Origin of the sequence: Paraburkholderia sp. CNPSo 3281 (assembly GCF_024206515.1) — a bacterium.
GTDB classification, from domain to species: domain Bacteria; phylum Pseudomonadota; class Gammaproteobacteria; order Burkholderiales; family Burkholderiaceae; genus Paraburkholderia; species Paraburkholderia nodosa.
Genome location: NZ_JAMBPS010000070.1, coordinates 20,455 through 31,404, shown reverse-complemented (window position 1 = coordinate 31,404; position 10,950 = coordinate 20,455). Strand labels below are relative to the sequence as shown.

Sequence of the window (10,950 nt, the reverse complement as noted above, 5' to 3'; positions counted from 1 at the left end):
GAGCGTGGCCGCCCCGCCAGCGCGAGCGACGCGGCCACGCTCGCACCGCCGCCCAAGCCCGCAACGGGCGGCATCGACGAGTAAGGAGTCACTATGCCTTTCCTCCAGTTCGACAAGATCGACAAGCGCGCCGTGCTCGACACGCTGCGCAAGATGTTCCTCGGCTTCGACCGCCCGCTCGCGCTCACTGTGTTCCTGCTGCTGTGCGTGGGCATCGTCACGCTGTACAGCGCGAGCCTCGACGTGCCGGGCCGCGTGGAAGACCAGCTGCGCAACATCATGCTCACCTTCGTGCTGATGTGGGCGCTCGCCAATGTCCCGCCCAACACGCTCATGCGCTTCGCAGTGCCGATGTATACCTTCGGCATCGCGCTGCTCGTTGCCGTGGCGCTATTCGGCCTCACGCGCAAGGGCGCAAAGCGCTGGATCAACGTGGGCGTCGTGATTCAGCCCTCGGAAATCCTCAAGATCGCCACGCCGCTCATGCTCGCCTGGTACTACCAGCGCCGCGAAGGCGTGATGCGCTGGTACGACTTCGTCGTCGGCTTCGTGATCCTGCTCGTGCCCGTGGGGCTCATTGCCAAGCAGCCGGACCTCGGCACCGCAGTGCTCGTGTTCGCGTCGGGCCTCTTCGTCATCTATTTCGCGGGGCTCTCGTTCAAGCTGATCGTGCCGGTGCTGATCGCGGGCGTGATCGCCGTGGCCTCGATCGCGGCGTTCCAGGACAAGATCTGCCAGCCGCAGGTGAACTGGCCGCTCATGCACGACTACCAGAAGCACCGCATCTGCACGCTGCTCGACCCGACCTCCGATCCGCTCGGCAAGGGCTTCCACACCATCCAGGCCGTGATCGCGATCGGCTCGGGCGGCCCGCTCGGCAAGGGCTGGTTGAAGGGCACGCAGTCGCACCTGGAGTTCATCCCCGAAAAGCACACCGATTTCATCTTCGCGGTGTTTTCCGAAGAGTTCGGCCTGGCGGGCGGCCTCGTGCTGCTCACGCTCTACATGTGTCTGATTGCGCGCGGGCTCTATATCGCCGCGAACGGCGCGACGCTGTTCGGGCGATTACTGGCCGGTTCGCTCACGATGGCGTTCTTTACCTATGCGTTCGTCAACATCGGCATGGTGAGCGGCATCCTGCCCGTGGTGGGCGTGCCGCTGCCATTCATGAGTTATGGCGGCACGGCGCTCACCACGCTCGGCGTGGCGATCGGACTCATCATGAGCGTGGGACGCCAGAAGCGTTTGATGCAGAGTTGAGGGTACGGCGGGCGGCTATGCCCGCTCGATCGCAGTACTTCAAAAAAACGCGCCGGCATTGTCCGGCGCGTTTTCGTTTCGGCGGTCGCTTTCTGGCGCTTACTGCGTGGGCACCGACTTCATCAGCTGCGCGCTCAACTGCTGATACTTCAGGCGCGCCACGGGATCGCCCTGGGCCGCCGCCGCGGCATAGTACGCGCGTGCGACGTTGAGGTTCTTCGGTACACCGTCGCCGCCGCGCTCGTAGAACGAGCCGGTTACGTATTGCGCGGTCATGTCGCCGCCCTCGGCGGCCTTCTTGTACCAGTAGAACGCCTGCTTGTTGTCGCGCGTGGTGCCGCGACCGTCCAGGTACTGGTTCGCGAGCGCAAGCTCCGCCTGCACATGGCCCTGCTTGGCCGCCTTGAGGAACCACTGGTGCGCCTGCACGGGATCGCGCTCGACGAAGTCGCCGTCGTCGTACATCTTGCCGTACACGTACTGCGCGTGCGACATGTTCGCGTCCGCCGCCTTGCGCAGCCACTTGCGGCCCTCGCCCACGTCGGCGGCCCCGCCTTCGCCGTTCACGAGCATCATCGCGTAGTTGAACTCCGCCAGCCGGTTGCCGCGCTCGGCCGCCGCCTGGAACTCGGCGCGCGCCGCGCTGAGACTGCCCGCGTTGTAGTCGGCAACGGCGTTGGCCGTTTGCGGATCGGCTTCCGCGCCCTCGGTGGCGCTAGCGGCGTCGGCGGCTGCCGCCACGCCGCTCACGCCGAGCGCCGCGGCCGCGAAACAGCCGATGGCGAGCGCGCGCGCGATCCGTTCAAAATGCCGCTCGAAATGCCGCCCCAAAAGCGCTTTCGGACGCTTCATGATCTCGCCTCCTGGAGCGCCTGGCGTGTCGCGCGCACGAGCCACATCACGTCGGCGGCCAAGGCGATGAAGCTGAAGCCCATCTCGCGATACTGCCTGGCGCCGGCCGCATCCATTGCGAAGATGCCCGCTGCGACGCCCGCCTCGCGCGCGGCCGCAACGATGCGCTGCACGGCGGCAACCACGTCCGGATGCTTCGAGTCGCCGAGATGGCCGAGGCTCGCTGCCAGATCGGCGGGACCCACGAACAGGCAGTCGACGCCCGGCACCTGCGCGATCTGCTCGACTTCGGCCAGCGCCGCCGCCGACTCGATCTGCACGATCGTCGCGATCTGCGCGTTCGCGCCCTGAAGATAATCGCGGCGCATGCCGTAGGCCGCCGCGCGTACCGCGCCCGCCACGCCGCGCTGGCCGCCGGGCGTGCGCGCATCGGGGTACTGCGTGAGGCTCACGGCGCGCGCCGCTTCTTCAGCCGAGGCCACGTTGGGGAACATCACCGTGCGCGCGCCCGCGTCGAGCACATGCTTCACGAGCCACGGCTCGCTGTCGGGCAGACGCACCACGGGCTCGGTGGGCAGATGCGCGGCGGCGATGGCGCGCAGTTGCGCGATGGTGTCGGCGCTGTCGTTGGGGGTGTGCTCCATGTCGATCAGCAGCCAGTCGAAGCCGGCGTGCGCGAGCGCCTCGGCGGCGGTCTCGCTGCCCATCGACAGCCATAGGCCGAATAGCGGGTCCGCCTCCTTGAGGCGTTCCTTGAGGGGATTGGTGAAGGTGCTCATCGCCGTGCTCCCGGCGAGACTGCCGGGCGCACGCGCCAGGCGCGGGCGGTGTCGCCCGGCAGCGCGGCAGCCGGCAGGTCTCGCTCCGTTATGTGTTTGTCGGGCCGCGCGCGGGGATGCGCAGGCCTTGCGGCAATGATCATACCGCGACAAAAACCTGGCGGTCGGCACGGAAAACCCGCCTTGCGCGGGCCGCCGGAGCGAGGGTGAGGCGGGGCCCTGCGCGCGTCAGTCGCGCGTGACTTCGGCCCAGCAGTTCGGCGTCTCGTACAGGCGCAGCTTGTGCAGGCGCAGATTCACGCCATAGTGCGCGTCGTACACGTTCGCGAGAATGTCGAACGCGATGGCGGCGAGGTTTTCCACGGTCGGAATGCGGTCGATCACGACCGTCTTGTGGCCCGGCAGCGTTTCGAGAAAGCCGCGCACCTGCGTGTCGCCCGCGAAGACGAGGAACGCGTGATCCCACAGATCGACGAGATGCTGGTTCGCGAGCGACTTCACATCGGCGAAGTCCATCACCATGCCGCGGTCGGGCGCGCCCTCGGTTTCGACGAGGTCGCCTTCCAGCGTGATTTCGAGCACGTAGCGATGGCCGTGCAGATTGCGGCACTGGCTGCGGTGGTCGGGGATGCGGTGGCCCGCGTCGAATTCGAGTTTTCGGGTGATCGTCAGCACGGCGCTTCTTTAGGTAAATTCGCGTGAATCAGGGAATGTTCAGGTATTTGTGGGTCTGCATCGACAGGCGCCATTGCGGATGGCGCTTGCACCAGTCGATGGCGAGCTTCGTGTTCAGGTCGCGCGATGGGCCGTCCATGGGCTGCACGAGAAAATACTCGAAATCGAGCTTCGCGTAGTCGGCGAGACGCTGGTTTTCCTGTGGCACGACAACCTTCAACTCGTTGCCCTTCGTGACGACGAGCGGCGCGTCGGCCTTGGGGCTCACGCAGATCCAGTCGATCGTTTCCAGCACCGGCAGCGAGCCGTTCGTTTCGATCGCGATCTCGAAACCGGCGGCGTGCAGCGCGTCGACGAACGGCGCGTCGATCTGCAGCATCGGCTCGCCGCCCGTGCACACCACAAAGCGGTTGCCCTCGCCTTCTGGCCACAGCGAGGCGATCTTCGCGACGAGCGCTTCCGGCGTGCGGAATTTGCCGCCGTTCTCGCCATCGGTGCCGACGAAGTCGGTGTCGCAGAAGCGGCAAACGGCTTGCTCGCGATCTTCCTCGCGGCCCGACCAGAGATTGCAGCCGGCGAACCGGCAGAACACGGCCGGACGCCCGGCGTTCGCGCCCTCGCCCTGCAACGTGTAGAAAATTTCCTTTACCGCGTAAGTCATCGTGCAGCCTGGTTCTGGCTCATGCGCGCAAGGCGCGTGCAAAGCCGGTTGATCTCGGGCGCGAAATCATCGTGTCGGCGGGGGGCGCGCCGCCCGTGCGCGGCCCTGGCCATATTCTTCACCGCAAAAGTCACGCGTGCGGCCCGAGGCTCACGCTCAGACCGGGGCTTCCGTCACGTTCTCGCCGGCGAGATACGCTTCATACCCGCGCTTGCGCAACTTGCACGCCGGGCACTCGCCGCAGCCGAAGCCCCACGCGTGAAGCTCGGCGCGCTCGCCCACGTAGCAGGTGTGCGTTTCCACGCGGACCATGTCCACCAGCGCTTCGCCGCCCAGCTGTTCGGCGAGCCGCCATGTATCGGCCTTGTCGAGCCACATGAGCGGCGTTTCCAGCAGGAAGCGCGTGTCCATGCCGAGATTGAGCACCACTTGCAGCGCCTTCATCGTGTCGTCGCGGCAGTCGGGGTAGCCCGAGAAGTCCGTTTCGCACATCCCGCCCACGAGCACCTTGAGCCCGCGACGATAAGCGATCGCCGCAGCGATCTGCATGAACATCAGGTTGCGGCCCGGCACAAAGGTGTTCGGCAAGCCGCTCGCGGCGGTTTCGATCTCGATTTCGCGCGTCATGGCCGTGTCGCTGATCGAGCCTAGCACCGACAGATCGATCATGTGATCGTCGCCGAGACGCTCGCCCCATTCGGGGAACGTGCTGGCGATCGCCGCGCGAAAGCCCTCGCGGCATTCCAGTTCGACGCGATGACGCTGGCCGTAATCGAAGCCGAGCGTTTCGACGCTCTCGTAGCGGTCGAGCGCCCATGCAAGGCACGTGGCCGAATCCTGGCCGCCGGAAAACAGTACGAGCGCGCCCTTGGCTTCTGTTCGAGTCACCGTGAAACTCCGTGTATGAGGTTTCCGCGCGAATGCCTTCGTTGCTGGCTTGTGTTGCTCGATGCGCCCGGGCGGACCGGCAGGGACAACCCCCGCGCCGGCTCATGCAGTATAGGTCGGGGCCTCTACACGGGCATCGGCGCACCCTTATACCCTGGATACCGCCGATGTCTGGAATGCGAACCGCAAGACAATGAGCACAACGAAAAAGCCCCAGGAATCGAACGATCTCCTGGGGCTACATTCTGGTGGCCTGGGACGGAATCGAACCATCGACACGCGGATTTTCAATCCGCTGCTCTACCAACTGAGCTACCGGGCCAACGAAGAAAAAAGATTATAGCGATGAATGTGGCGTTTGCCAAGTGGCTTTCACAAAATTGATGCGTCTGGCCACGCCGCTCACTTTCACACGTTCATTCGCCCTTGCTCTTGCCGAGGTCCACGCCGAGCTGCTTGAGCTTGCGATACAGGTGCGTACGCTCAAGCCCCGTTTTTTCGGCCACGCGCGTCATGCTGCCGTTCTCGCGCGCGAGGTGGTACTCGAAGTAGGCGCGCTCGAACGCATCGCGCGCATCACGCAGCGGGATGTCGAACGAGATCGATGCGGTTTGCGTGGCCGCGCCCGCCTGCATGCCATGCACGCCGTCGGCGCCCAGCACCGGCAGCGCCGCTGCCGATGCCACGACCGCCGGTCCGCCCGCAGCCGTCTTCCCAGCCGCCGCCGATGTGGCCGGCGCGACCGGCGCGGCCGTGCCGCGCGCGAGCCCCTGCTCGACCGCCTTCAACAGCTTTTGCAGCGCGATCGGCTTTTCGAGGAAGTTGAGCGCGCCTATCTTCGTCGCCTCGACGGCGGTGTCGATGGTCGCGTGCCCCGACATCATGATGACCGGCATCGTGAGATGCCCCTGCGCGGCCCATTCCTTGAGCAGCGTCACGCCATCGGTGTCCGGCATCCAGATATCGAGCAGCACGAGGTCCGGCACGTGGCGCTGCCGGAAGTCGCGCGCCTGTTGCGCATCTTCCGCGAGCTCCACGACGTGTCCTTCGTCGCTGAGGATCTCCGAGAGCAATTCCCGGATGCCCATTTCATCATCTACCACCAGGATGGTTGCCATTTACGCTGCCCTTGTCTGCACTGTTGCTTTTGACCCCTGCTCCGCTTCGGCACGCGCCTGCCCCTCCCCGGATCGGCCGGGTCCGGGCGTGGCGGCATCGTCTGCCAACTGGAGAAAGAGAATCGAGATCTGCGCGCCTTCGATCGCGTCGCCCGCTCTCATTCGATTGCGGATGTCGATGCGCGCGCCGTGCTCGTCGACGATCTTCTTGACCATCGCAAGCCCGAGTCCTGTTCCTTTGGCCTTGGTCGTCACATAGGGTTCGAACGCGCGCGTGAGGATGCGCGCCGGGAAACCCGGGCCGTTGTCCGATACCGTGAGACGCACCGCCACGTGCGTGCGGCCTTGCGCGTCGGGGTCTCCGTATTCTACGGCGCGGGTCTCGAGCGTCACGCGAGGATTCTGCGTATCGGCCACTGCGTCCTGCGCGTTTTGCAGCAGGTTGTGGATCACCTGGCGCAATTGCGTCGCGTCGCCGCGTATCACCGGCAAGTCGGAGAGCTCGACCTTGATCGCGCTCTTGCCTTCTTCCGCGCCGTAGAGCGTGAGCACTTCGCTCACGAGATCGTTGAGCTGCAGATGCGCGAGCACGGCCGGCGGCGTACGCGCGTAATCGCGGAAGTCGTCGACCATCTGCTTCATCGCCGCGACCTGATTGACGATGGTGGTCGCGCCGCGCCTGAGCACTTCGGCGTCGGTTGGCGCGAGCTTGTCGGTGAGCTTCATCTGCAGGCGTTCGGCCGAGAGCTGGATCGGCGTGAGCGGATTCTTGATCTCGTGCGCAAGACGCCGTGCGACTTCGCCCCACGCGACCGAGCGCTGCGCCGAGATCACGTCAGAGATGTCGTCGAACACCACCACGTAGCCCGAGGTCTGCATGTCGCCCGCGTCGCGGCCCGTGTCGGATACGAGGCGCGCGCCGCGCACGAGCAGCGTGAGCGGATCGGTCTCGCCCGGAATCGGCACGGAGAACTGCTGCTGCCAGTGGCCGCGCTCCCGATCGCCATCGCCGCGCGAAGCTTCCTGATCGGCGAAGGCCTTGCGCACCATCGCGCCGAACTCCGTGAGCGCGCCGATATGATCGAGCGCGACGCCGAGCTCCGTCTGGAACGGCTGACGGAAGATGCGCTCGGCACCGGGGTTCGCCGTCGTGAGGCGGAACTGCCGGTCGAACACGAACACGCCCGCCGTGAGGTTCGCGAGAATGCTTTCGAGGTACGCCTTCGAATGCTCGAGCGCGACGCGGTTCTTCTCCACGGCCTGGCGCGCTTCGGAAAGCTGGCGCGTCATCGCGTTGAACGACTGCGTAAGGAAGCCCAGTTCGTCGCGCGACTTGATTTCGCGCTTGGGCGTGTAGTCGCCCTCCGTCACTTCCTTCGTGCCCTGCGCGAGCAGGAAGAGCGGCCTCGCAAGCTGGTTGCCGAGCGCGAGCGCGAGCATCATCGCGACGAAGGTGGCGAGGAAGAGCGCGAGCGTGAGCGTGCCGATATACATCTTGCGCAGGCCCGTGCGGCCCAGCGCCTTCTCCTGATACTCGCGATACGCGCGCTGCACGGCGTCGGCATTGCGCGCGAGCGCGGACGGCACCGGCTGCTCGAGTTGCAGGAAACGCTCGACCGGCTGCAGATCCGTTGTGTTCGCATCGGGAATGCGCGTGACCACGCGCAATCGAAGCGCGCCCTTCGAGCCAAGCTGATGCGGGTCGCCGTCCACTTCGCCTTCGATCGCCGCATAGCCGCGCCCGCGCGCCTGATCGAGCATGAGCGACGTAGGCATGTCGGCGGGCATGAGCGACGAGAAGTTGCTCGACGCCTGCGCCACCACGTGCATGTCGGGCGCCGCGCCCGACATGCTGCGCACCGGCTCGACGATCATCGCGTCCTGCACGCCGAACTGGTCGCGCGCACGCAGGAGCGTGAGCGTCGTGCCCGCGGCGTCGCCGCTCGCGATCTGCTCGGCCATCAGACGGCCCTTGGTTTGCAGGTCGGAGAGCGAGGCGTCGAGCATGCCGCGGCCGAGATTCAAGCCTGCGGTAAGCGCGGTTTCCACGTTCACGTCGAACCACGACTCGATCGAGCGCGAGACGAACTGATACGAAACGATATAGATGATGCCGCCCGGCACCACGCCCACAAGCGCGAAGAAGAACGCGAGCTTGGCGAGCAGCCGCGTGCCGAACTTGCCGCGCCTCAAGCGCACGACGATCACGATCATGAGCGCCGTGACCACCGACAGGAAGATCAGCGCGACGATGATATTGGCCGCGTAGAGCCAGCCGTAGTAGCGGTCGAAGAACTCGGTGTTCGCGCTCGCCGCGGCGAGCAGGACGAGCAGCAGCGTCGCGGTGAACGCGACGGTGGAGACGAGCAGCTTGACGACGACGCTGCTGAAGCTGGTGGCGCGGCGTACTTTATCTAGCACGTTCGGTCACCGTGAAGTTGAAGCGCTTCCAGTCGGAAGCGAGGTTCCAGTCGCGGTTGTTCACGGCGTCGATCTGGAACGGCTTGGGCATCAGCGCGACGTCGAGCTGCATGCGCACCGAGGCCGTGTACGTTTCGCCGGCATGCACGTCGTTGCGGTCGATCACGTGCCACGAGGTGACGTGCTTGATGACCGCGAGCGCGTCCGCGAGCGTCGAGAAGCCGAGCTGCAGACCGCCGCTCGACACGCGGTACTCGCGCGTGAGCGGCTGGAACGACAGGCGAATGCTTTGCGAAATGCTCACCGGCTGTTCGTCGAACCAGTACCAGCGCGCGCGCGTGAGCTCGAAGTCGGTGGTGAAGTAAAGCGGAATGCCCTTGTTGACCGCGTCTTCCAGGCTGCTGTTGAGGTCGAAGTCGAAACGGGCGTCGAGGCTCCAGCCGTTGCTGTCGGCCTGGAGCGACGCGCGCTGCACCGAGATCGAGTCGGCGCGAGCCGGCGCGGCGGCCACCAGGCCGACGACGGCAAGCATCAGCCAGATCAGGGCCGCGAACCGCAGCGGGAAGAAGCGTTTGATGGTCACCGTTTCTGAAAGCGCGCGTAGAAGAATCCGTCGTGATCTGCGGTGCGATCGGGAACGGGAAAGCCAGTTGTCGTCACTTCGGCCGTTGCAGCGGCCTCGTGCCGCGCCTCGCCGGCTGCGCCGTCTTCTGGCCCACGGGCCGGCGCGCCGAACGCCTCGGGCAGCAGTTGCCCCGGGGCGTCCAATCGTACCGCATCCGCATGGGTGCTTTCAAACCGGCGCGCCTGCGCCTCGCCTTCCTCGGGGAAGATCGAGCAGGTCACGTAGAGCAGTTCGCCGCCCGGCTTCACGAGCGGCCACAGCGCATCGACGATGCGGCGCTGCTCGGCGGCAAGCGCCGCGATGTCGCTCTCGCGGCGCAGCCAGCGAATGTCCGGATGGCGGCGCACGATGCCCGAGGCCGAGCACGGCACGTCGGCGAGGATGCGATCGAAGCCTTCGCCGTCGTGCCACGCGGCAGGATTGCCCGCGTCGCCGACCACGATCTTTGCGCGCCGCATGGGGTGCGCGGGATCGTCTTGCGTAAAACCGAGGCGCGCGAAGTTTTCGCCGATGCGCGCGGCGCGCGTGGCGTCGCTTTCGAGCGCAACCAGGTCGATGTCGGCAAGCTCGAGCAGATGGCCGCTCTTGCCGCCGGGTGCCGCGCACGCGTCGAGCACGCGCATGCCGTCACGCACGTCGAGGATTTGCGCGGCCACTTGCGCGCCGGCGTCCTGCACGGACACGTCGCCCGCGAGAAATCCGGGGATGCGATCCACCGGCAACGCAGCGGCGAGACGCACGGCGTGTTCGCCGATCTGCGTGGCGGCGATGTTTTCAGCGGCGAGCCGCCGGACGTATTCGGCAGCGCTCGCACGGCGCGCGTTCACGCGCAGCGTAAGCGGGCCTTGCGTGTTGCCCGCGGTGAGAATCGCCTGCCACTGGGTGGGCCACGCGGCGCGCACCGCGTCGATCCACCAGCGCGGATAGTTCCAGTAGGCGGTTTCATCGGCCCCTGCTGCGGCAAGCGCGGTGTCGCGCTCGCGCAAAAAGCCGCGCAGCACCGCATTGACGAGCCCCTTCGCGAACGCGACCTCGCGGCGCGCAGCCACGGCGCGCACGGCCTGATCGACGACCGTAAACGGCGTGTAGGCCGCGCTCTCCTCGTCTTCGGCGAGCAACGCCAGCGCGCAGGCCAGCAGGTTCGCGACGAGCGGCGGCGGCGCCTTGCTCACGCGCTGCCGGATTAGCCAGTCGACCGTGCCGAGCCGCCGCATCGTGCGGTACGCGATGTCCTGCACGGCACCGCGAGCCTGCGGCGCGAAGTCGGCGGGCAAGGCGGCGAAGGCGCTCGCGAGCGCGGCGGGCAGCGCCGCACCGGTGCGCACCGCGCCGATCGCATGCGCGGCCTGGTCGAGCGCAAAGCCCAGCGATTCGGGGGCCAGGTGCACGGCGTGGCTGCGCGCCGGCGCTGCGCCCGGCTGGCGCGAGGGCGATGCGGAACTCTTTTTGCCGTGAGACGGCTTGCTGGGTCGCCGGGATGGGCTCGATGTCATGAAGAAACCGGATGCGGGCCGCGGTGAAGTGCGGCGTCAATGATGCACAAGCGAGCCATTGTAGCGTGGCGAGCGCGCAACACTGCCAGCCGGCGCGATTCCCGTTGACGGCACCGCGCCCGCAGGCAAACGGCGGTGAAAAGCGCAGAGATACATATTGGCGGATACCGACTAACGG

The 10,950-nt window shown here is 66.5% G+C and carries 10 protein-coding genes and 1 tRNA gene; 1 reads left to right on the top strand and 10 read right to left on the bottom strand.

Translation table 11 applies throughout. From position 1 onward, the window contains the following. Positions 1-93: 93 nt before the first annotated feature. A complete protein-coding gene (gene rodA / locus M3I56_RS36135; RefSeq protein WP_035512622.1) occupies positions 94-1,260 on the top strand; it encodes a rod shape-determining protein RodA in 1,167 nt (388 codons plus the stop codon). A gap of 99 nt (positions 1,261-1,359) precedes the next feature. On the opposite strand, the gene M3I56_RS36130 is transcribed toward rodA, so the two are convergent. The 10 genes from M3I56_RS36130 to rsmB form a co-directional block, all read right to left on the bottom strand. Continuing rightward, complete coding sequence (locus tag M3I56_RS36130; protein ID WP_254358058.1) at positions 1,360-2,112, bottom strand: tetratricopeptide repeat protein; 753 nt, start codon at positions 2,110-2,112, stop codon at positions 1,360-1,362. Continuing rightward, positions 2,109-2,891, bottom strand: coding sequence for an HpcH/HpaI aldolase/citrate lyase family protein (locus M3I56_RS36125; protein ID WP_254358057.1), 783 nt, complete (start codon positions 2,889-2,891; stop codon positions 2,109-2,111). Before M3I56_RS36125 ends, M3I56_RS36130 begins: the two co-directional genes overlap by 4 nt. Before the next feature lie 228 nt (positions 2,892-3,119). After that, complete coding sequence (queD, locus tag M3I56_RS36120) at positions 3,120-3,563, bottom strand: 6-carboxytetrahydropterin synthase QueD (protein ID WP_028203213.1); 444 nt, start codon at positions 3,561-3,563, stop codon at positions 3,120-3,122. A 31-nt stretch (positions 3,564-3,594) separates the two neighbouring features. Next, positions 3,595-4,227, bottom strand: coding sequence for a 7-carboxy-7-deazaguanine synthase (gene queE / locus M3I56_RS36115; protein ID WP_254358056.1), 633 nt, complete (start codon positions 4,225-4,227; stop codon positions 3,595-3,597). Between the two features lie 156 nt (positions 4,228-4,383). Further along, positions 4,384-5,115: a 7-cyano-7-deazaguanine synthase QueC gene (gene queC / locus M3I56_RS36110; RefSeq protein WP_254358055.1), complete on the bottom strand. Its 732-nt coding sequence runs from the start codon at positions 5,113-5,115 to the stop codon at positions 4,384-4,386. Between the two features lie 246 nt (positions 5,116-5,361). Continuing rightward, a tRNA-Phe gene (locus M3I56_RS36105) sits at positions 5,362-5,437 on the bottom strand. A gap of 94 nt (positions 5,438-5,531) precedes the next feature. After that, the gene (gene esaR, locus M3I56_RS36100) at positions 5,532-6,233 is read right to left on the bottom strand and encodes a response regulator transcription factor EsaR (RefSeq protein ID WP_254358054.1); all 702 of its coding nucleotides are present in this window, start codon (positions 6,231-6,233) and stop codon (positions 5,532-5,534) included. Next, positions 6,234-8,654, bottom strand: a complete 2,421-nt coding sequence (locus M3I56_RS36095) for a PAS domain-containing sensor histidine kinase (RefSeq protein WP_254358053.1) — start codon at positions 8,652-8,654, stop codon at positions 6,234-6,236. It abuts the gene before it with no gap. Further along, a complete protein-coding gene (locus tag M3I56_RS36090; protein ID WP_028203218.1) occupies positions 8,644-9,237 on the bottom strand; it encodes a DUF4390 domain-containing protein in 594 nt (197 codons plus the stop codon). Before M3I56_RS36090 ends, M3I56_RS36095 begins: the two co-directional genes overlap by 11 nt. Then, entirely contained in the window at positions 9,234-10,772 is a 1,539-nt protein-coding gene (gene rsmB / locus M3I56_RS36085; protein ID WP_254358052.1) for a 16S rRNA (cytosine(967)-C(5))-methyltransferase RsmB, read from the bottom strand. Before rsmB ends, M3I56_RS36090 begins: the two co-directional genes overlap by 4 nt. Positions 10,773-10,950: the final 178 nt, after the last annotated feature.